This is a genomic window from Streptosporangium sp. LJ11, from assembly GCF_051918945.1.
GTDB lineage: Bacteria > Actinomycetota > Actinomycetes > Streptosporangiales > Streptosporangiaceae > Streptosporangium.
The window spans coordinates 115,298-134,653 of record NZ_JBPXMB010000004.1 but is presented as its reverse complement, the minus strand read 5'-3'; the positions used below and the strand labels follow the sequence as shown (position 1 = coordinate 134,653).

The 19,356-nt window shown below is 70.9% G+C and carries 21 protein-coding genes; 11 read left to right on the top strand and 10 right to left on the bottom strand.

Going from position 1 to position 19,356, the window contains the following annotated elements:
• Positions 1–224: 224 nt before the first annotated feature.
• The 6 genes from abc-f to ACTOQ3_RS07510 all read right to left on the bottom strand — a co-directional run bounded on the left by abc-f (position 225) and on the right by ACTOQ3_RS07510 (position 6,662).
• Entirely contained in the window at positions 225–1,892 is a 1,668-nt protein-coding gene (gene abc-f, locus ACTOQ3_RS07535; protein ID WP_440082679.1) for a ribosomal protection-like ABC-F family protein, read from the bottom strand.
• A gap of 442 nt (positions 1,893–2,334) precedes the next feature.
• Positions 2,335–2,781: a phospholipase gene (locus tag ACTOQ3_RS07530; protein WP_440082678.1), complete on the bottom strand. Its 447-nt coding sequence runs from the start codon at positions 2,779–2,781 to the stop codon at positions 2,335–2,337.
• Positions 2,782–3,149: 368 nt separating this feature from the next.
• Complete coding sequence (locus ACTOQ3_RS07525; RefSeq protein ID WP_440082677.1) at positions 3,150–3,530, bottom strand: nuclear transport factor 2 family protein; 381 nt, start codon at positions 3,528–3,530, stop codon at positions 3,150–3,152.
• A 471-nt stretch (positions 3,531–4,001) separates the two neighbouring features.
• Positions 4,002–5,231: a Dyp-type peroxidase gene (locus ACTOQ3_RS07520; protein ID WP_440082676.1), complete on the bottom strand. Its 1,230-nt coding sequence runs from the start codon at positions 5,229–5,231 to the stop codon at positions 4,002–4,004.
• Between the two features lie 20 nt (positions 5,232–5,251).
• The gene (locus tag ACTOQ3_RS07515; protein WP_440082675.1) at positions 5,252–5,911 is read right to left on the bottom strand and encodes a copper chaperone PCu(A)C; all 660 of its coding nucleotides are present in this window, start codon (positions 5,909–5,911) and stop codon (positions 5,252–5,254) included.
• 193 nt (positions 5,912–6,104) lie between these two features.
• The gene (locus tag ACTOQ3_RS07510; protein ID WP_440082674.1) at positions 6,105–6,662 is read right to left on the bottom strand and encodes an MFS transporter; all 558 of its coding nucleotides are present in this window, start codon (positions 6,660–6,662) and stop codon (positions 6,105–6,107) included.
• 456 nt (positions 6,663–7,118) lie between these two features.
• Here ACTOQ3_RS07510 and ACTOQ3_RS07505 point away from each other — a divergent pair, with 456 nt between their 5' ends.
• Together ACTOQ3_RS07505 and ACTOQ3_RS07500 are read left to right on the top strand one after the other, a co-directional pair.
• Positions 7,119–7,493 (top strand): YciI family protein, encoded by a 375-nt coding sequence (locus tag ACTOQ3_RS07505; RefSeq protein WP_440082673.1) that lies wholly within the window; start codon positions 7,119–7,121, stop codon positions 7,491–7,493.
• A 206-nt stretch (positions 7,494–7,699) separates the two neighbouring features.
• Positions 7,700–8,959 (top strand): RNA polymerase sigma factor, encoded by a 1,260-nt coding sequence (locus ACTOQ3_RS07500; RefSeq protein WP_440082672.1) that lies wholly within the window; start codon positions 7,700–7,702, stop codon positions 8,957–8,959.
• Between the two features lie 134 nt (positions 8,960–9,093).
• Here the strand turns inward: ACTOQ3_RS07500 and ACTOQ3_RS07495 are convergent, their stop codons facing one another.
• The gene (locus ACTOQ3_RS07495; RefSeq protein ID WP_440082671.1) at positions 9,094–9,603 is read right to left on the bottom strand and encodes a winged helix-turn-helix transcriptional regulator; all 510 of its coding nucleotides are present in this window, start codon (positions 9,601–9,603) and stop codon (positions 9,094–9,096) included.
• Between the two features lie 97 nt (positions 9,604–9,700).
• On the opposite strand from ACTOQ3_RS07495, the gene ACTOQ3_RS07490 reads away from it, so the two are divergent.
• The gene (locus ACTOQ3_RS07490; RefSeq protein WP_440082670.1) at positions 9,701–10,378 is read left to right on the top strand and encodes a DUF899 domain-containing protein; all 678 of its coding nucleotides are present in this window, start codon (positions 9,701–9,703) and stop codon (positions 10,376–10,378) included.
• Positions 10,379–10,457: 79 nt separating this feature from the next.
• Positions 10,458–10,979: a pyridoxamine 5'-phosphate oxidase family protein gene (locus tag ACTOQ3_RS07485; protein ID WP_440082669.1), complete on the top strand. Its 522-nt coding sequence runs from the start codon at positions 10,458–10,460 to the stop codon at positions 10,977–10,979.
• A gap of 16 nt (positions 10,980–10,995) precedes the next feature.
• Here the strand turns inward: ACTOQ3_RS07485 and ACTOQ3_RS07480 are convergent, their stop codons facing one another.
• On the bottom strand, positions 10,996–12,228 hold the full coding sequence (locus ACTOQ3_RS07480) for an FAD-dependent monooxygenase (RefSeq protein ID WP_440082668.1): 1,233 nt from the start codon (positions 12,226–12,228) through the stop codon (positions 10,996–10,998).
• A 176-nt stretch (positions 12,229–12,404) separates the two neighbouring features.
• Here ACTOQ3_RS07480 and ACTOQ3_RS07475 point away from each other — a divergent pair, with 176 nt between their 5' ends.
• The 3 genes from ACTOQ3_RS07475 to ACTOQ3_RS07465 all read left to right on the top strand — a co-directional run bounded on the left by ACTOQ3_RS07475 (position 12,405) and on the right by ACTOQ3_RS07465 (position 13,863).
• Positions 12,405–12,956: a TetR/AcrR family transcriptional regulator gene (locus tag ACTOQ3_RS07475; protein ID WP_440082667.1), complete on the top strand. Its 552-nt coding sequence runs from the start codon at positions 12,405–12,407 to the stop codon at positions 12,954–12,956.
• Between the two features lie 214 nt (positions 12,957–13,170).
• Positions 13,171–13,524: an STAS domain-containing protein gene (locus ACTOQ3_RS07470; RefSeq protein WP_440082666.1), complete on the top strand. Its 354-nt coding sequence runs from the start codon at positions 13,171–13,173 to the stop codon at positions 13,522–13,524.
• A gap of 141 nt (positions 13,525–13,665) precedes the next feature.
• Positions 13,666–13,863, top strand: coding sequence for a hypothetical protein (locus ACTOQ3_RS07465; protein ID WP_440082665.1), 198 nt, complete (start codon positions 13,666–13,668; stop codon positions 13,861–13,863).
• Positions 13,864–14,266: 403 nt separating this feature from the next.
• Here the strand turns inward: ACTOQ3_RS07465 and ACTOQ3_RS07460 are convergent, their stop codons facing one another.
• Complete coding sequence (locus ACTOQ3_RS07460; protein WP_440082664.1) at positions 14,267–14,749, bottom strand: MarR family winged helix-turn-helix transcriptional regulator; 483 nt, start codon at positions 14,747–14,749, stop codon at positions 14,267–14,269.
• A 131-nt stretch (positions 14,750–14,880) separates the two neighbouring features.
• Here ACTOQ3_RS07460 and ACTOQ3_RS07455 point away from each other — a divergent pair, with 131 nt between their 5' ends.
• The 4 genes from ACTOQ3_RS07455 to ACTOQ3_RS07440 all read left to right on the top strand — a co-directional run bounded on the left by ACTOQ3_RS07455 (position 14,881) and on the right by ACTOQ3_RS07440 (position 18,161).
• Positions 14,881–15,288 (top strand): HGxxPAAW family protein, encoded by a 408-nt coding sequence (locus tag ACTOQ3_RS07455; protein WP_440082663.1) that lies wholly within the window; start codon positions 14,881–14,883, stop codon positions 15,286–15,288.
• A 407-nt stretch (positions 15,289–15,695) separates the two neighbouring features.
• On the top strand, positions 15,696–16,571 hold the full coding sequence (locus ACTOQ3_RS07450) for an STAS domain-containing protein (RefSeq protein WP_440082662.1): 876 nt from the start codon (positions 15,696–15,698) through the stop codon (positions 16,569–16,571).
• 222 nt (positions 16,572–16,793) lie between these two features.
• Positions 16,794–17,477 carry a hypothetical protein gene (locus ACTOQ3_RS07445; RefSeq protein WP_440082661.1) on the top strand — a complete coding sequence of 228 codons (684 nt, stop codon included), beginning with the start codon at positions 16,794–16,796 and terminating at the stop codon, positions 17,475–17,477.
• A 51-nt stretch (positions 17,478–17,528) separates the two neighbouring features.
• Entirely contained in the window at positions 17,529–18,161 is a 633-nt protein-coding gene (locus ACTOQ3_RS07440; RefSeq protein WP_440082660.1) for a hypothetical protein, read from the top strand.
• Between the two features lie 46 nt (positions 18,162–18,207).
• Here the strand turns inward: ACTOQ3_RS07440 and ACTOQ3_RS07435 are convergent, their stop codons facing one another.
• Complete coding sequence (locus ACTOQ3_RS07435) at positions 18,208–19,341, bottom strand: hypothetical protein (RefSeq protein WP_440082659.1); 1,134 nt, start codon at positions 19,339–19,341, stop codon at positions 18,208–18,210.
• Between the last annotated feature and the right edge of the window lie 15 nt (positions 19,342–19,356).

Sequence of the window (19,356 nt, the reverse complement as noted above, 5' to 3'; positions counted from 1 at the left end):
TTGAAAGTTTCGGCGGCACCTGCTCGAAAGGCGGGTGCAAAACCACCGCGCGCGGCGCTGTCACCGACGAGTGGCCGCCCTCGCCGACGAATCCGAGCACCACTCGGCGACCAGGGCGTCCGCGTCAGCGGCCCGTACGCGTCCGGCCGCCCGAACGGGTACGGGCCGGCGTCCAGGGCACGGGGGCCGGACGGGAACCGGCCCGCTCGTACACCACGACGGGGTCACCTGTGCCCGAAGCCGTCCGCGGGCGCCTCGCTCCCCGCCGGGGCTCCCGTCTCCAGCAGCCGGCCCTCGGAGAGCCGCAGCCAGCGGTCGACCTTGATCTCCGCGAGGAAGCGTTCGTCGTGGCTGACCACCACGAACGCCCCTTCGTAGGCGCTGAGCGCGCTCTCCAGCTGGCCGACGCTGACCAGGTCGAGGTTGTTGGTGGGTTCGTCCAGCAGCAGCAGCTGGGGTGCCGGTTCCGCGTACAGCACGCAGGCCAGGGTGGCGCGCAGCCGCTCACCGCCGGACAGCGCACCGACCGGCAGGTGGACGCGGAAGCCCCGGAAAAGGAAGCGGGCGAGCAGGTTCATCCGCTGGGCCTGCGGCATCGCGGGGGCGAACGTGGCCATGTTCTCCGCCACGGTGCGGTCGAGATCGAGCAGGTCCAGCCGTTGGGACAGGTAGGCGACCCGGCCGTCGGCCCGCCTGGCCAGGCCGCCCCCCGGTTCCAGATCGCCGTTGATCAGACGCAGCAGGGTGGACTTGCCGACGCCGTTGGAGCCGGTCAGCGCGATCCGCTCGGGTCCCCGGATGGTCAGATCGGCGCCCTCTCCCGCGAACAGGGCCCGCTCACCGTAGTGGACCTGCATCCGTTCGCCGAGGAAGACCGTGCGTCCGGCCGGGACGTTGGTGCCGGGCAGTTCCAGCGTGATCCTCTGCTCGTCGCGCAGGGCGCGGCCCGCCTCGTCGAGCCGGGCCTTGGCGTCGTTGACCCGCGCGGCGTGGACCTCGTTCGCCTTTCCCGCCGACTCCTGGGCGTCGCGCTTCATCGTCCCGGCGAAGATCTTCGGCAGGCCGGCGTCCTTGAGGTTGCGGGAGGCGTTGCTGGCCCGCCGCGCCGCCCGCTCGCGGGCCTGCTGCATCTCCCGCCTCTCCCGCTTGACCTCCTGCTCGGCGTTGCGGACGTTCTTCTCCGCGACCTCCCGCGCGGCGCGCGCGGCCTCCTCGTAGGCGGTGAAGTTCCCGCCGTAGGAGCGGATCTCGCCCCCGTCGAGCTCGGCGATGCGGTCCATCCGGTCCAGCAGCGCCCGGTCGTGACTGACCAGCAGCAGGCAGCCGTTCCAGTCCTCCAGCACGCCGTAGAGCTTGCGGCGTGCTGCCAGGTCGAGGTTGTTGGTCGGTTCGTCGAGCAGCAGGACGTCGGGCTGCTTCAGCAGCTGCGCCGCCAGGCCGAGGGAGACGACCTGGCCGCCGCTGAGGGTGTGCAGGGGCCGGGTGAGGGAGAGCTCCCCGAGGCCGAGCCGGTCCAGCTGGGCACGGGTGCGCTCCTCGATGTCCCAGTCGTTGCCGATCGTGGTGAAGTGCTCCTCGCCGGTGTCTCCGGACTCGATGGCGTCCAGGGCCCTGATCACCGGAGCGATCTCCAGGACCTCGGCCACGGTCAGGTCACCGGCCAGCGGCAGGCTCTGCGGGAGGTAGCCGAGCACGCCCTGGACGGACGCGGTCCCGCCGCCGGGCCGGTACTCGCCGGCGATCAGCTTGAGCAGGGTGCTCTTACCGGCGCCGTTCGGGGCGACGAGGCCGGTACGGCCGCCGCCCACGGTGAAGGAGAGATCCTGGAAGACCGGGGTGTCGTCGGGCCAGGAGAAGGAAAGGTTCGAGCAGATGATGAACGCATCGGACATGCGAGAAAACCTCGTGTGGGACGCGGGCGCGCCGAAAGCCGCCCAGCAGGGGAACAGGAATCGGTGAGACGACGGCATGGCCACGGCGACGGCGCTCCTACGCGCCGGCCGGTGGCCGATCACTTCCGGTATCACCCGGAGATGTCGTCGTCACCTATCACTTCTGGTCTCCCTTGTGTCCTGTCACTCGCAGCCCATCATATTAGGCACGAAGGGGTGCGAACGCGAGCCCTGGGGGCCCGCGGGGCGGGCGGCTCTCGCGGTGAGCCCGATCCGTTCACGTGGGCGAGGTGTCCCGCCGGCGTTCGCATGGGCGAGGTGTCCCGCCGGGGCGAGACGGTCAGGGGTCGCGGACCGTCGTCGCGGTGCGGGCCGGCACGAGGCCGGCCCGCCGCGGATCAGCGAGGGGGAGTGATCCCGCCCCCGCGGGGAGCGGGATGGGTCACGCCTCCGCGTCCTGGGTGGCCTGTTCGGCCGCCTGGCGGATCCGCTCGATCTGCGCCCCGGTGACGTTGAGCGTGCCGAATTCCTTGACCGCCTGGTAGTAGGTCCAGGCGAGGCTGTTGCAGGTGCCCCTGGGGATGGTGGAATATCCCGCGCAGACCTGCCTCATGTCGAAGTAGAAAGCGTCGTCGATGCGTGCCTTGTTCGCCGGGAACTGGCTCACCGCCTTGTAGTTGCGGTAGCCGAAGTCGTGACGCCGGCACGGCGTCCTGAAGTCGAAGCCGAGTGGCTGGTCGGGGCTGCTCGAGCACAGATCGGTCGACCAGTCGAAGGCGTAGTCCCCCCAGGCTCCCTGGTTCTGCCAGGCGGAAAGCCAGCTCGCGGCGCTGGCCGCGGTGGGCTGGCTGAAATTCGAAAGTGCGGCGAGCTTTTGCTCCAGTGTCACCGCATAGGCGGGCGGCGTTAATCCGAGGAGTGCGGTGAGGGAGAGGGCGGCGGTTGCGAGGGCGCGTTTGACCATGGACTCTGCCTTTGTCCGGGGGATACCTCTCGCGGCAGGACTCTGCCACGGCCTAACAATGAGGTGAAACACCCGGTGACGCCGGAACATATCTCCGTAAATATCGGCGCGGATATTCGTGAACGGCAGCTCTTTACAATGTTTACAACTTCAAGTAAGAACCCCTTTCCGACTTCGCTCGGACAAGGGGCGGTTCGCCCCGCCTGGAGAGGATCACCCGTTGGGGCGACCGCCCGCCGCCCGGAGTCCGCCATCGCTCGCGGAGGTTAGGCGCCGCTGCCGCCGCGCCTCACTCAGGTGTCAAGGTGTGTGGCGTGCCCCTCCACGACGAGGGGACCGTCGAAGACGAGAACCTCGTTGACCAGGCGGCCGCTCACCGTCCGGTTGCGGTAATTGATCACCAGGGTGTTGATCCCGACGTAGGCGGCGATCATCTCGAACCGCAGGTCCGGCGTGCCCCTCAGGCCCGCGGCCCAGTACTCGCGCAAGGCGGCCTTGCCCCGGACCACACCTCCGGAGCCGGGGACCAGCGCGGCCGCGGTCGGGGAGGTGAAGAGCACGTCCTCGGCGAAGTGCGACAGGACGGCCCCGACCTCCTGCGCTCGCGCGTGCTCGTGCCCGAGGTCCTCCAGTTCTGGGGGATGGAGTTCGACGCCCCGGCGCTGGACCACCACACGCTGATGATCCCCACCACTCCGGTGAGGCATAGCAACTGTTCGAGCTGGAGAGCCGCTTCGCCAAGCACGACGCGTTCCCCGCCGACCCCGGCCGCGACACCGAGGCCAAGATGGTGGAGTTCCTGAAGGCCGCGAAGGACATGCGGCAGAAGCCGCTGGTGATCGCCCACCACGCCTCGCGGTCGGCGCCCGGTCTCGGCGTCTACGGGCAGGACACCCCCGGGAGTTCCGCAACGGCAACAACGCCGCACCGGAGATCTACGTCGGCTCGCCGACGGCGAGGAGAGCCCCTGGGAGGACCTGTGGTTCTACTCCAACCCGGTCTTCGTCCACTACCGCTAGTTCCCTGACCGGGCGATCCCTCCCCGGCGGGGAGGGATCGCCCCGGCTTCGAGGAGGTCGGCGGAACGCGGGACGGCCACCGGGTGCCCGTGACGACATGGTCGTCACGGGCACGAGCGGCCCCTCTCAGCCCAGGAGGCCCTCCCCGATCCAGCCGTTGGGCGAGCATCCCGGCGGGATGGCGAAGACGGCCGAGCCGATCGGGGTCGTCCACTCGTTGAGCAGGTCGGCCTCGGCCAGCCTGCGCTGGATCGGGACGAACTGCCGGGAGACGTCGGCCTGGTAGGAGGCGAACAGCAGCCCGGAGTCGGCGTGCCCGTCCGGGGTGATCCCCTCGTCGTAGTTGTAGACCCTGCGCATGATCCGCAGGTTCGGGTCGGCGACATGGGCCCGGCGGATGTGGGCCTGCTCGGAGATGACGGGGAAGCCGATCGCGTTGAGCTTCTCGAAGTCGGCCATGTCATGCTCGTCGCGTCCGGTGAGCGGGGCGCCGTTGTCCAGGCGCCGGCCCACGGTGAACTCCTTGGCGACCCGGTCCACGGCGTCCCAGGTCTCCATCTCCGCCCGGATGCGCCGCAGCACCAGCGTGGTGCCGCCGCGCAGCCACTCCGGACCGCCGCTCACCCACACGGCCCGGTCGAACTCGGGAGTGCCGGGTGCCGGGTTGACGGTCCCGTCGAGCTGGCCCATGACGTTGCGCTGGGTCAGCCCGGCGGGCTGGGTGCCCGCGCCGCGCCGGAAGCCCCGCTGGGTCCAGCGGACCTTCGCGAAGGAGCGCGCGTCCTTGACGACCATGCGCAGGGCGTGGCTCAGGGTGAGAGCGTCGTCGGCGCAGATCTGCAGCAGCAGATCCCCGCCGCTCCACTCCTTCCTGAGCCTGTCGATCGCGAAGGCGGGCAGCGGCGCCGCCGCCTCCGGACGGCGGTCGGCCAGCCCGGCCGCCGTGAAGAGGCCGGGGCCGAACCCGAAGGTCACGGTCAGCCTGGCGGGCAGGACGGCCAGCTCAGGTTCGGTGTCGGCCAGGGCCGGCCTGCCCTGGGTGAGCCGCCGGGCGTCGTCGGTGAGCAGTCGCATCATCCGGACCAGCGCCTCACGGTCGGTGTCCGGCAGCAGATCCAGGCCGACGAACACCCCGTACGTCTGGGGCGCCGTCGCGATCCCGGCCTGGTGGACCCCGTCGAAGGGTTCCGTCAAGGAACCCCCGGAGACGGGGGACGCGGCCGGAGCGGTCCGGGGATCGGCCTGGGGGGCGACTGGGGGGACAGCCTGGTCGGGGGCGCACGCGGCGAGGGCGCCGACCGCGGTGGCGGCGCCTCCCGCGAGCAGGCCCCTACGGCTGAGTCGGGGTTCCCGCATGAGTTCTCCTCCGTTCCCGCTCAGCCGTCGCTCTCGCCCATGTCTGCGCCCTTGTCGCCGTGACCGTCTCCCATGTCCATGCCGGGCCGGTAGTCCTCCTTGCCTCCGGCGAAGTCCTTGCCGACCGCGGTGAACTCCACGGTCTTGCCGTCCTTGAGGGTCAGGGTGAAGGGAATCTGCGCGCCGGGCTTCACCGCCTTGGTGATGCCCATCAGCATGATGTGATCACCGCCGGGCTGGAGCAGGTGGGTGCCCCTCGCGGGGATCACGATCCCGCCCTCCTTGGGCCGCATGATCATCTTTCCCTTGGAGTCGACGACCTCGTGCAACTCGATCTTCGGGGACAGCGGCGAGGCTCCGGAGACGACCGTCACCTCGGCGTCGGTGTTGTTGACCAGGGTGCCGAAGGCGGCGCTCATCCCCTTCCTCGCGGTCTTCACCCACGGATCGGTGATCGTCAACGCGACGGCGGCGACGGCGGGGGTGACGGGGGTGGCGGCGGGTGCGGCGGTACTCGGGGCGGCGGCCGGTACCGTGCTGTCCTGGGAGCCACATCCGCCCAGGACCATCACGGCCGCGAGCAGGACGCCCGCGGGGGCGGTACGCCGGATTCCGGCGCGGGTGACGCGGGTGACCCCGTAACGGCTGGTTCCGGCACGGTTGATACGACGAGCAGACACGTTGACGCCTTTCTTCTGGCCGGACCGGCAGGCCGCGGCCGAACGCCGCCTCGATGGGGCCATGCCGGCCACGCGGCCGGGATTGTCACGCTGATTCGGTCCGCCGGGCAGCCCGAAGGCCGCGTCGGCGCAGGCCCGCGCGCACGTACGCGCGGGCTCGGGAACGAGTCACGCCCCCGGGTGACCTGGACGGTCAGCCGGGGGTGACGGTGACGATCCGGGGAGGGCCGCGCCGGCTGACGACGTGGCGCAGCACGGCCGGGCGCAGGACGCCCGGCTCGATCGCGCCCGCGGTGAGGAAGGACGTGTACGCCGGGGTCACGACCACGACGAGCACGCGGCGCAGCCGGACACCGAGCCGCCGGAGCAGTGCCCACAGCACCGCCTCGCCGCGCGCCAGCCACAGCGCGGTCAGCCCGACGGCCCAGCCGTGCGCCACCAGCATGCCCAGGCCGGGCAGCAGCCCCGAGTGGACGTGCCCGATCATCTCGGCGGGGGACGCGGCGTGCGCGAGGGAGAACAACACGTGCAGTCCGGCCTGCGCGCCCGCCAGCACCGGCAGGATCATCGCCAGCGTCCGTTCGCGCCCCGACACGGCGAGAGCCGCGGCGAAGGCGAGCACCAGGGCCACGGTCGCGGTCGGCACGGAGACCGAGCCTCCCGCGAGGACGTGTGCCATCACGCTCAGCCCCAGGCAGACCGCGGCGAAGGCGGCCGCGCGGGCGAGGCGGAAGGGCAGCGTCGCGGGCATGATGGGGAAATCATCCCACGCCACCCCGGCGGTGCGGCGTCCGAGGCTCGCGGGCGGTTCGCGCCCGCGCCACCGCCGGGTGTCTCCCAAGCGCCGCGGATCACGGCCGCTCCGCCCGCGCCGGCCCGGACCCCTGTTTTCGCGGCTCGGAGGGGAAGAGGTCACTCCGGGGACATCGAGGCGATCCGCGCCCCGAAAAATCTTGAAAGAAATCCGGCCGCCGTGTCGAATCCGGCCGGGCCCGTTCGAAGCGTGGTCAGAGGGCCGGAAGGAGTACGGGAGCCGGCCCAGGACACGTGAGGAGAAGACCATGACCCGGCAGACGACGAGGACCGCCGACACGGTGGCCCGCGACACGTGGCCGCTCCATCTCCGCCGGCGCACCGCGTCCCGGCGTGCCTGACCCGGCCCGCCCCCGACCAGACCGTTAGAGAAACAGGATCAAGGAGAAAAGCGATGCGATACCTGGCCACCCTCAAGGTCACCAAACGGCCCGACACCCCGCCGCCCGCCGAGCTGATGGAGGCCATCATGAAGCTCGGCGAGGAGGCCACCAGGGCGGGCGTGTTGCTCGACAACGGCGGGCTGGCGCCGAGCGCCCAGGGCGCGCGGATCGAGCTCACCGGGGGCAGGCTGAGCGTCACGGACGGCCCGTTCGCCGAGGCGAAGGAGCTGATCAGCTACGCCCTCTACCAGGTCAGGTCGAAGGAGGAGGCGATGGAGTGGGTCTCCCGCTTCATGAGGCTCCACCGCGACCACTGGGAGGGCTGGGAGGGTGAGGGCGACCTCCACCGCGTCTTCGGCCCCGAGGACTTCGCCGCCCCCGCGTGAAGTCGTCACCGGCGGCGCCCCGGCCGGGATCCCATCGGGAACCCCGGCCGGGGCGCCGCGTTGTCCCGGTGCTCCGGTGTTCCGGCACCCCGGCGTCCTGTTTCACCGGCCTCACCTGGATCGGGGCACTCCTCGTCTCCCGGCGTCCTCCAAGGCGCCGCCCCCTGCCGCCCTCGCCCGGGGACGACGTGCTTGGATCGGGGAGCATGACGGTCGGGGATGCTCACCGGGTGGTCGAGGCGGTCTGGCGGATCGAGTCCGCGAGGGTGATCGCCGGGCTCGCCCGGATGGTGCACGACGTCGGGCTGGCCGAGGAGCTCGCGCAGGACGCCCTGGTCATCGCGCTGGAGCAGTGGCCCAGGACGGGCGTACCGGATAATCCCGGCGCCTGGCTCATGCTCACCGCCAAGCACCGGGCGATCGACCTGCTGCGCCGCAGGAACCGGTACGAGCGGAAACTCGAAGAGGTCGGCCGGGACATGGAGAGCCGCCGGGAGTCGGCCGAGGTCGAGCTGGACGACACCCTCGACGATCACATCGGCGACGACGTGCTGCGCCTCCTCTTCACGGCCTGCCATCCCGTGCTGCCCACGGAAGGACGCCTGGCGCTCACCCTCCGCCTGCTCGGCGGCCTGACGACGGAGGAGATCGCGCGCGCCTTCCTGGTGCCCGAGCCGACCGTCGGGCAGCGGATCTTCCGGGCCAAGCGCACCCTCACCGACAAGCGGGTGCGGATCGAGATGCCCACCCCGGCCGAGCTGGGCGACCGGCTCTCGTCGGTCCTGGAGGTCGTCTACCTCATCTTCAACGAGGGCTACTCGGCGACCGCCGGCGACGACTGGATGCGTCCCTCGCTCTGCGAGGAGGCGCTGCGCCTGGGCCGGATCCTGGCGGGTCTCATGCCGGAGGAGTCCGAGGTGCACGGCCTCGTCGCCCTGATGGAGATCCAGGCGTCCCGCACGCGCGCCAGGACGGGAGCGGACGGCGAGCCGGTCCTGCTCCTCGACCAGGACCGGGGACTGTGGGACCGGCTGCTCGTCCGCCGCGGGCTGGACTCGCTCGCCCGCGCCGAAGGGCTCGGCACGCTGGGCCCGTACGGCCTGCAGGCCGCGATCGCCGCCTGCCACGCCCGCGCGCCGTCCGCCGGCGACACGGACTGGGAGCGGATGGCCGCCCTGTACCGGGTGCTCGCCCATGTCGCCCCCTCACCCGTGGTGGAGCTGAACCGCGCGGTCGCGGTGGGCATGGCGTACGGCCCGGAACGCGGTCTGGAGATCGTGGACGGGCTGGTGACGGAGCGCGCGCTGAAGGGCTATCCGCTGCTGGCGGCCGTACGGGGTGACCTGCTCGTGAAGCTGGGCCGCCTCGACGAGGCGCGCGAGGAGTTCGAGCGGGCCGCCGGGCTCACCCGCAACGAGCGCGAGCGGGCCCTCTTCCTCGCCCGCGCGACCGCCGCGGGCGGCTGACGGGCACCGGCCCGGCACCGGACCGGCGGGGCTCGGCAGGGAAACGGCGGGGCTCGGCAGGGGAACGGCACCGCGAGCCGGAGGTCCACCTCACCGGTAACCGGCCGCGTCCGGCGCCGGGGCAGGCGCACGTCTCAGGATTCGGCGTGCTCGTACCGGTCCGTGCCCGCCTGATCGTGTGACGGGGCCGGGGGTTCGGCCCCGGGGCCGGGCAGCACGTCGACGTCGGCGGCGCCCATCCGCCGGTCGCAGACCGAGCAGCGCAGCTCGACATGACTGATCTCGCCGCAGGCGTGGTGGCGGTAGAGCACCGGCGGACCGGCCTCGCCCGCCGTCCACCGGTCGCCCCAGCGCACCATCACCAGGAGCAGGTCGCACAGCTCAAGGCCCTTGGCGGTGAGCGTGTACTCGTGGCGGGGCGGCCGGCTCGAGTACTCCCGCCGCTCCAGCACGCCGTTCTCGACCAGCCACTTGAGCCGTTCGGTGAGCACCTTGCGTGAGATGTCCAGGCTCTGCTGGATCTGGTCGAAGCGGTTGATGCCGACATAGATGTTCCGCAGGATCAGTGGCGACCACGGTTCCCCGATGACATCCAGCGTGCGGGCGATCGAGCAGGCCATGTCACCGAATCGGGTTCGCTGCATGAGAGCAGTCTAGGCGAGAGGGTTCCCTTAAGGAACGATCCCCTGTTAGCGTCTCCCTAGTAAGTTCCTTGAAGGAACCCACCGGAGGGAGCGCATCATGAATCACCCCCAGGTCGTCTCGGTCGAGGATTGGCAGGCCGCGCGGGAGGCGCTGCTGGTGAAGGAGAAGGAACACACCCGCGCGCTGGACGCGCTGGCCGCCGAGCGGCGCAGAATGCCGATGGTCCGGATCGGCGAGGAGGGGGACGGCGGCGGGTACGTGTTCGAGGGCCCGGACGGGCCGGTGAGCCTGGTCGACCTGTTCGACGGGCGGCGCCAGCTCATCGTCTACAGCTTCATGTGGCTGGGCGGAGACGCCTTCTGCTCGGGGTGTTCGATGTTCACCGACAACATCGGGCATCTGAGCCATCTCCACGCGCGCGACACCTCCCTGGTCCTGGTGTCCCGGGGTCCGCTGGCCGAGATCATCCCGTTCAGGGAGCGCATGGGCTGGACGATCCCGTGGTTCTCCTCGCTGGGCACCACCTTCAACGACGACATGGGAGCGGGCGACGGGTTCGCGCTGAACGTCTTCCTTCGCGACGGCGACACCGTCTACCGCACCTACTCCACCACGGGGCGGGGAGTCGAACGGCTCGGCAGCGGCTGGACCTTCCTCGACCTGACGCCTTTCGGCCGCCAGGAGACCTGGGAGGACTCCCCCGAGGGCCGGCCGCAGACCCGGCCCTACGCGTGGTGGCGCCTGCACGACGAGTACGACGAGTACGGGGCGTGAGCACCGCCCGACCGGCCATCGCCCGGCGAGGGGCGGGACCCCGAGGACCCCGAGGACCCCGAGGATGAGGAGACCCGTGATGACCGAGAGGACCCCTGTCGCCGAACTCCTGTTCGGCGAGGCCGACGCGACGCCGTTCAGCACGGACGAGGCGACGGTCGAACCGTGGGACGAGGCGCGGGCGTGCCTGGAGTCCGCGCCGAAGGCCTGGCTCTCGACGGTGCGGCCCGACGGCCGCGCGCACGCCGTGCCCGTGCTGCTGATCTGGTCCGGCGACGCGCCCTGGATCACCACCCGCCCGACGTCCCGCAAGGCCAGGAACCTGGCCGGCAACCCCCACTGCGTCATCACCGTCGCCGGCGAGACCCTCGACCTCGTGGTGGAGGGGAACGCCACCCGGGCACGGGACGAGGACGAGCTCCGGCGGGTGGCCGCCGCCTTCAGGGCGAAGTACGAGTGGGAGCTCGCGGTGCGCGACGGCTCCGTCCACGAGGACGGCCTTCCCGGCTCACCCGAGTACGGCTTCTACCGGGTCACGCCCACGCGTGCCTTCGGTTACGGCGCGGACGGCAGGACGGCGACACGCTGGCGGTTCGGGTGACCGGAACCGGCCGGCCTCACGCCCGCTCACGCCCGGCCCGCTCCCTGCCCGAGTAGTCCTTCGGCTCGATCGTGTCGTGCATGCGCACGCTCGTGCGCCGGAGACCGGCCAGGGCGCGGACCAGGCCGCGGGGCAGGCGGGCGAGCAGCCACGTACCCCGCAGGGTGGCCCACAGCTGGAACCGGCTGTCCGGCACGAGGGTCTTCGCCATCCTGCGGCCCAGCCCCCAGCTGTATCTCACGTAGTCGCCGAGCTCGCTCTCGTACGCGCGGAAGGCCCGCTCGTGGTCGCCACCGGCCGCCGCCAGCTCTCCGGCGAGGATGTAGGCGCCGACCACCGCGAGGCTGGTGCCGCCCCCGACCGCCGCGCCCGGCGAGTAGCCCGCGTCGCCGACCAGGCTGATCCGGCCGCGCGACCAGGAGTCCATCCGGATCTGGGTGATCGAGTCGAAATAGAAGGCGGAGCTCGCGTCCATCTCGTCGAGCAGTCTCGGCACCTCCCAGCCCGCCCCGGAGAACGCCTCCCGCAGCAGCCGCTTCTGGCGCGGGATGTCGCGGTGGTGGTAGTCCAGTTCCTCGCTGCGGAACAGGAGGATCGCCCGCGCCTCGTCCAGGTGCGCCGCGCTGTAGAACGCGGCCATCCTGCCCACGTCGCCGTACGCGAGCACCTCGGCGTCGAGGTCGCGGTGGTCGGGCAGGGAGAAGACCCCGAGGTAGGTGCCGACGAACTCGGCGAACCGCGACTCCTCGCCGAAGGTCAGGCCGCGCACGTTCGAGTGGACGCCGTCGGCACCGATCACCAGGTCGAACCTGCGGGGCGCGCCCGTCTCGAAGGTGACGTCGATCCCGCCGTCGTCCTCCCTGAGGGACGCGATCGAGTCGCCGAACACGTACTCCACACGGTCGCGGGTCGCTCCGTGGAGGATCTCGCTCAGGTCGTCGCGCATGATCTCGACGTGCCGGTCGGAGAACGCGGCGATCAGGCGGTCGACGTCCACGCGCACGGGCCGTTCGCTCCCCGCGCCGGTGAGGGTGATGCGCAGGGTGCCCGTCTCCCTCTCCTCGACCGCGGGGAGCAGGCCCATCCGCTCCACGATCTCCAGGGCCGGTTTGAACAGGTCGACCGCGTGCCCGCCCGTCCTGCGCGGCGCCGGTGCCCGCTCGACCACGGTGACCTCGAAGCCGTGGTGGTCCAGCCAGTACGCCAGGACCGGCCCGGCGACGCTGGCTCCGGAAACGAGGATTCGCATGCCCTTCCCTCCCGCTCACTTTTTTACTTAACGGAAGGTAAGTCATCCGAACGACCTCGCACAAGCACTTACCTATCGTTAAGTCAGTCACTTTCGCCGTGCCGGTACCCTTGGTCCGAGCACGAGGACGCCCGCGCGTACGGGAGGTCCGGCGCGAGGACAGGAGAGAACAACAGGTGGCGAGGCCGTCCGACACCAAGGCGCGCATCCAGGCGGTCGCGCGGGAACTGTTCGCCGAGAAGGGCGTGCAGCAGACGAGCCTGCGTGACATCGCCGACCGGCTCGGGATCACCAAACCCGCGCTCTACTACCACTTCACCTCGCGGGAGGACCTGCTCCGCAGCATCGTCCAACCGCTGATCGACGATGTCGACACCTTCCTGGCCGCCACCGAGGCGAACGCTCCGCAGAGCCCTCGCGATCTCCTCCAGAACTACTTCGACATCACCTTCCGGCACCGGGAGGTGACCGTGATGGTGGTGCGCGACCTGTCCACCCTGGCCCATCTCGACCTGGGGTCCCGCATGGGCCACTGGCGGCGGCGGCTCATCACCCTGCTGCTCGGTCCGGAGCCCGACCTGGCCGCCCGCGCCCGCGCGGTCGTGGCCATCGGCGGGCTCTCGGACTGCACCGTGGAGTTCGCCGACGTGCCGGCCGAGACGCTCGGCCCCCTGGCGGTGGCCGCCGCGCTGGCGGCGCTCGGGGCCGACCCGCCGGCGGCCGGGTGAGGCCCGCGTGAAGCGACCCCACCGGGCCGGGTGCCGGCGAAAAACGGATCCGCCGCCCCGGACACGTCGGCGATGACGAACAGGCACCACGGAAACGCACTCCGATGTGGCACACTTTCGACATCGCCACAGCGGCATCGATCGGTCACACCGCCCGCCCATTCCAACGGACGCTCCACGGGCTGATGCCCGCGGCCGCCGATCGGAGGTCCACATGGACCTGTCCACGCACGCCCACCCGGACTGGATGGTCTGCGACGTCGCAGGAAAGATCGACATCTTCACCGCCAACGCGCTCCGCGAGCACCTGCTGGCCGCGCTGGGCCGCCCGGGATACCGGCTCCTCCTCGACATGTCCATGGTCACCGCCATGGACGCCAGCGGGGTGGCCGTGCTGCTCTCCACCCTGCGCAGGGCCGTGCGGCACGGTGGCACGCTGCGGCTGATCGCGCCGGCGCCGGTGGTGCGCGGGCTGCTGAAGGTCAGCGGGCTGTCGGGGAGGTTCGCCGTCAGCGCCGATCTGGCCGGTGCGCGGATCGCGGAACCGCTGCCCGCCGGCGTCCGGTGAACCACCGCCCGCCCCCGCCGTTCCGGCCCTGGAGTCCTTCGCGCCGGAGCACGGGCCGGTTCCGGGCAAGCCTCGATTGATTTATTAGTAAAAAAAGCGAGGAAATATCATAAAAGCGTCAAACGAGTCTAAAGTTAGCTCATGGTGACTCACCGCACGGCGGTCGTACCGGTGGATTCCGGAACTTCCGGTAAGTGTCTCTGCGGCCATCCGGCCGACTACGTGATCGAAACGCGCTGGTTCTCCGGCAGGCACTCCCGCGACCCGGTCTGCGCCCCCCACGTCACCGAGGTCCTCCAGGGAATCGCGAAGCAGAACGCGCGCCGCGACGGAGGATGAACGCCCGGCGGGAACCGGCCGCGAGCTCGCCCGCGCGCCGGTGATCGGCGCCCCGGCCGGTGCCATCACCATGATCAACGCTATGACCCGCGGACGCTCCGGGTCACGGGCCCCCGTCCTCGCCACGGGTCCCGGCCGGACCCCGTAGTCACCGGTGGCGCCCTCCGGAAAACGCGTGAGAACATCGGCGCCGCCGTCGAGGGCGACGAATCCGGCGCCCTTTTCCACGTCGGGCCCCTTTACGACTTCACGACGCCTTTGGGCGAACACCTTTTCGCGTGAGCCGCCCCGGCCCTCCGTCCGCGCCTCTCCCGCTTCCCGTCCTTTTCGGCATGGCGAACGTACCGGGCATCGAACACGGCGGTACCGGGCACGGCGACCAGAACGGGAACGGCGTCCGGCCTCAGGGAGCCGGAGATTCGCGGATCTCGGCCAGGGAGATCCGCATGGCGTCGGCGGCACGCGTGAACCAGTCGGAGATGGCGGCCAGCTCGTCCGGGCCATAGCTCTCGAAGAGCTCGGTGAGCCGCCGGTAGGTGGGCTCGTACGCCGCCGCGATGCGGGCGGCCGAATCCCCTTCCGGGACGATCCGGACACGGCGCCGGTCGTGGGGGTCGGGAACGCGCCGGGCATAACCGGCGCTCTCCAGACGGTTGACCACCCCGGTGACGGCTCCCGTGGTGAGACCGGCCAGCTCGGCGAGGCGTCCCGCGGTGAGCGCCTCCTCCCCCGCGCCGAGGACGAAGCCCAGGCACGTCAGGTCCGTGACGTTGATGCCGAGGCGCTCGGCGAGCGTGTGCTGCCCGACCAGGCTCAACGCGATCAGCTGGTCCATGCGGGCCAGGACCTCCGGCGGCGAGGCGCCGGCTTCTGACTTGCGTTCCACCACAAAGTCTCCTTACTATCTAAGAAACTTAGCTCGTGAGATAAATGATACGGGCGGACTCAACCTAGCGCCTGCCACCCGGCGATCCGCCACGGCCCGCAGAGGGCGGCGCTCCAGACGGAGGAGACATCGTGGGGATAAGGAAAGACCTCGCGGAGCTGGCGGAGATCCACGAAGAGCACGACATGGGACACACCGTGGCGGGCTGGACCGGCTCGATCGTCTGCATCACCGGCTTCGCGATCTCCGGGGTGGCGATGGTGTCCGCCAGCGTCCTCTTCTTCTGGGTCGGTGCGGGGGTCGTGGCCCTGGGAGGCTCCCTGGGGTGGCTTCTCCACCGGATGGGATTCGGCAAGGAGATCGGACCACGGCCGGCGGCCGAACGCGGCATGCGCCGGCGCCCGGCATCGAGCGCACCGGGAGCGGTGGAACCGCCGGGAGGAGCCGCGGGATCCCGTACGGAACCTCGTCCGCCTGTCCTTTCGGCTCAGCCCGTGACGGCGGTCCCCGTCACCTCGGGCACGCGATCCGGCATCTGATCCGGCCACCCCGCACGATCCGGCCCCGGTGTCACCGGAGCGCGCAGGCCGGCCCCTCGACCGGGGGGCCGGCCTGCCGGTTTTCCGGCCCGTTCCGGCTCGCTCCGGACCGGCCCGTTCCGGTCCGGCCGAGCCTGCGCGATGTGGTCGTTCGCACGGTCCGGCCGAGCCCGCGCGGTGAGGCCGTTCGCGCGGCCCGGCCGAGCCCGCGCGGTGAGGCCGTCCTTCCGAAACGAAGGACCGATGGCCAGGGGCTTCGAGTGGGTGGTCCTCCCCCGCCATCCGCCAGATAGGACGAAATCTCGCAAGTACACTGTAATTGCCCCCATTGGGGCGACCAGAACTGCATACCTGGTAAGACGGAGGGAACGCCCGCCCTGTGAACTGCGGGTCTAAGGAGTCTTTCCATGCCACCCGAAGGTGTGAACACGCTCTCGATATCGGCCGATGCGCGCGGAAGCGCCATCGTGGTCCGGGCGATCGGCGAGCTCGACTACGACTATGCACCGACCTTCCGGAGAGAGATCGTCCGGGCCCTGAGCCTGAGCACCGGCAACTCGCCGTCCGAGCTCCCGGCTTCTCCGGCGCTCGACTCGCGGTCCGAGATCCCCGCTCCTCCGTCACTCGGTTCGCCGTCCGCGTTCCCGACGCTTCCGACGGCGTTCTCCGGCGTGTCACCGCTTCTCCCGGAGACGCCGTTCCGCTCTGAGACGCCGTTCCTCTCGGAAGTCCCGCTGACCTCGGGAGCTCCGCTCCCCTCGGATCCGCCGTCACCGCTGTCGCCCGAGCCCCCTTCCCCGTTCTTCCCCGGGAGCCCGCCTCCCCCCTCCCCGGGAAGCCCGCCACCACTCTTCCCCGACGGCCCCTCTCCCCTCTCCCCGGACAGACCGCCACCGGACGGGCCGCCGTCGGACGGGGTGCCGTCGGACGGGGTGGCATCGCTCTCCACGATGGCCTCGCTCTCTCCCCCACCACAGGTCCTCGCCTCCTTCGAGACGTCTCCGGAGGCCTTCGAGACGTCTCCGGACACGCGGGCCCAGGCCGGGCCGCGGCTCATCCTCGACCTGGCGGGGCTCACCTTCTGCGACTCCACCGGCCTCGCGGAACTGCTGTGGCTCCTGCGCAGGAGCCAGGAGACCCGGACCCGCCTGGTGCTGGCCGGGGTGAGCCGGACGCTGCGCCACATGATGGCCACCACCGGTCTCCTGGCCTACTTCACGATGGCCGCCTCCGTGGAGGAGGCCCTGCTGGATGAGGAGTCCAGGGCGGCGGAGGGACACTGACGCGCGGGCGGACGACGGTTCCGTCCTCCGGCGCGCAGCGGACCTCGGCATCCGGGAGAGACGCGTTCAGGGAAGACTCGCCGGCGGGAGAGGCCGCGCAGAACTCTGAGACGTATGTCGTTAAAACGCACTCATTCGCCTGACAAGTGGGTCAATATCTTCTTACGGGAAAATCCACTATCCGGCGAAAGTGGGGTCCCGATGCGGAAGATGTCACCGCGGATGACCGCGGCAGCACTACCCGAGACCCTGGACGGGCTGCCCGTCGCACCCGGGGAATTCCTCGCCCTCGTCTCCGTGGACTTCACAGGGACGTACCAGGTCTATCTTGCGGCCAAGGACGAGCGCATCAAGATGACCCGGCTGTCCATGAGCCTGCTCGCCGCCCCGTTCGCCGCGGCGGTCGCGCTGGCCAGCGCGAAGGTGGTCAGCCCGGAGACGCTGACCACCTGGCTCACCGTGCCCTGGCACCTGTTCGCGATGGTCGCCGCGTTCGGGCTGCTCAGCGTGCTGCCCTTCCTGCGGCTGATCGAGGCCGTCAACGCTCACATGAGGACCGCGCGGGCGCTCAACAACTTCCGCCTGCTCTACGCGGTCCACCTCAAGGACCAGTTCTCGGCCCTCGGCTGGACTCCCAACCTGCCGGTGGATCCCCGGTATCCGGAGACGTACGCGCCGATGGCCTGGCCGGGGATCAACGTGATGATGCTGGCCCTGGTCAACAGTTCCTACATCGCGGTAGGCGTGCTCGGGATGATCGGGGCGGCGCCGACCACGGCGCTGCTCCTGGTGATCATCGGCCTGCTCGCGCTGGTCCACTATTTCGTCTACTACGTTCGCGCCAATGTTTCCCGGCAACGCCGGCTCCCACACAATCCCTTCCATTTCCCCAACGTGGAGACCTGAATGTCCGACCTCCTCAGATTCGCGTCTTGTGGGGAGACGTGGATCTGGCTGATGCGACACGTGACACACAACGGCGGGCCCGCCCTGGACGACCGCGGCCCGATCATCGAGGCTCCGGCGGTGCTGTTCGAGGTCACCGGCCTGGCCTGGGACGATCCGGTGCTGAAATGCTACGGCGACGCCGGGAAGATCCCGCTGTACTCCAGCAAGTTCAGCGAGCGGTCGGTCGTCCCGCCGTTCAAGTACAGCTACGGAGGGCGGCTCCGCCAGTTCCTCGGTGTCGACCAGCTCGGCTGGATCACCGACGTGCTGCGCGCCAAGCCGTACACCAAGAGCGGCTGGATCTCGCTCACCGCTCCCGGCGAGCCTTTCGACGCGGTGCCGTGCCTGACCAGCCTGGCCTTCAGGCTTCGTGCCGGGCGGCTGGTCATGACCGCCGCCTTCCGGTCGCAGAACGTGTTCACCTCCTACCTGAACTACGTACCGCTGCGCGGCATCCAGAGCGAGGTCGCGGACGGTCTCATGGTGGGCTGCGGGTCGATGAGGGTGTTCGTCGACGTGCCTCACATCTACACCGCGGACGAGGCGACGGTCGGGAAGATCCTCCAGCTGTCGGAGCGCGACGGGCCCGGCGCGGGAGTCCCCGTGCCGGACCCTGATCATCGGCCCTGTCCCATCTCCTGACCCGGCGGACCGGCGGCGCGGTGACCGGCGATGACCGGTCAGCGCGTCAGGGGGAGATCCTCGCCCCGGCCTCGGCGAGCATTCCGGCCAGCTCGGGGTGCCCGCCGAGCACGGCCAGCTCGTAGGGCGTACGGCCCTGGAAGATCGGATGGCCGGTGCCGGGGCCGTCGAGGCCCGCGCCGTGCTCGATCAGGAGCCTCAGGCGCCGGGGCCGCCGCCTGATGACCGAGGCGAGCACCTCGTCCTGGAGCATCTGCTCCGGTGTCGCGTGCGTGGGACCGAGGCGCCGGTGCCACGGCCCGCCGTCCCCCCGGCCGAGACCGTACTCGAAGAGCAGCTCCAGATGCTCGGTGTCGTCGGAGCCGAACCCGCAGAGCCCCCGGTTGTAGAGGGTCTGGCTGTCGTTGGGATCGGCGCCCGCCTCCAGCAGGAGCCTGGCCAGCTCGGCGGAGCGCGGGTGCGGCGGCTCGCCGCGCTCGCCACCGCCGAAGGCCCCGGTGAGCGCGGTGAACGGCGAGGTCAGCCCCTCCCACAGGTATCCCGCGTCCGGGTCGGCACCGTGTCGCAGCAGCAGCCGGGCGGTCTCCGGCGCGTCGCCGCCCTCGACCCGCGAGTACGCCAGGTAGAGCAACGGCTCCCACCGGTACGGCCCGCCCTCGGCCCTCGCCTGGGCCGGGTCGGCCGCCAGCGTCGCGGCCATCGCCTCCACCTGACCGGTCGCGGCCATGGTGTGGACGCTCGCGACCGCGAGTCCCGGGTCCAGGGTCAGCGCCCGCGCCGCCTCGCGACGGCGCGACGGGTCGTCGTTCCCGTACGGCAGGCAGGCCAGCCGGAGGAACTCCGCGACCGGGTCCGCGCTCCGGGGTACCAGGTGGGGTGAGCGGGAGTGCCGGGCGAGGACGTCGAGGTGGGCACGGAGCCGGGGCCAGCTCGCGAAGCCGTACGCCCTCGCGACCGTCAGCTGGGCGTCGGCCAGCGTGAACCCCTCCGGCGGGCGCGGGTCTCCCCCGACCGGCGGCGACGCGGGCCGCGCGGGAAGACCGGGGAGCGGGCGGGGGTGGAACTCGGCGACCAGCTCCAGCGCGGCGGTGTCGGCGGCGCGAACCGCCCTCTTGAGGCGCTTGGCCTGATTTCTCAGGTGTTCGAGGCTGGGGTTGTCGGGAAGACGGCGAACAGGCACGGAGGCCTCCCTTTC

Coding starts and splice junctions, on each gene's coding strand:
- ACTOQ3_RS07490 (WP_440082670.1), top strand. CDS start 9,701: ATGAATCACCCCCAGGTCGTCTCGGTCGAGGATTGGCAGGCCGCGCGG.
- ACTOQ3_RS07445 (WP_440082661.1), top strand. CDS start 16,794: ATGACCGCGGCAGCACTACCCGAGACCCTGGACGGGCTGCCCGTCGCA.
- ACTOQ3_RS07480 (WP_440082668.1), bottom strand. CDS start 12,228: ATGCGAATCCTCGTTTCCGGAGCCAGCGTCGCCGGGCCGGTCCTGGCG.
- ACTOQ3_RS07500 (WP_440082672.1), top strand. CDS start 7,700: ATGACGGTCGGGGATGCTCACCGGGTGGTCGAGGCGGTCTGGCGGATC.
- ACTOQ3_RS07465 (WP_440082665.1), top strand. CDS start 13,666: ATGGTGACTCACCGCACGGCGGTCGTACCGGTGGATTCCGGAACTTCC.
- ACTOQ3_RS07470 (WP_440082666.1), top strand. CDS start 13,171: ATGGACCTGTCCACGCACGCCCACCCGGACTGGATGGTCTGCGACGTC.
- ACTOQ3_RS07520 (WP_440082676.1), bottom strand. CDS start 5,231: ATGCGGGAACCCCGACTCAGCCGTAGGGGCCTGCTCGCGGGAGGCGCC.
- ACTOQ3_RS07495 (WP_440082671.1), bottom strand. CDS start 9,603: ATGCAGCGAACCCGATTCGGTGACATGGCCTGCTCGATCGCCCGCACG.
- abc-f (WP_440082679.1), bottom strand. CDS start 1,892: ATGTCCGATGCGTTCATCATCTGCTCGAACCTTTCCTTCTCCTGGCCC.
- ACTOQ3_RS07510 (WP_440082674.1), bottom strand. CDS start 6,662: ATGCCCGCGACGCTGCCCTTCCGCCTCGCCCGCGCGGCCGCCTTCGCC.
- ACTOQ3_RS07440 (WP_440082660.1), top strand. CDS start 17,529: ATGCGACACGTGACACACAACGGCGGGCCCGCCCTGGACGACCGCGGC.
- ACTOQ3_RS07485 (WP_440082669.1), top strand. CDS start 10,458: ATGACCGAGAGGACCCCTGTCGCCGAACTCCTGTTCGGCGAGGCCGAC.
- ACTOQ3_RS07450 (WP_440082662.1), top strand. CDS start 15,696: ATGCCACCCGAAGGTGTGAACACGCTCTCGATATCGGCCGATGCGCGC.
- ACTOQ3_RS07505 (WP_440082673.1), top strand. CDS start 7,119: ATGCGATACCTGGCCACCCTCAAGGTCACCAAACGGCCCGACACCCCG.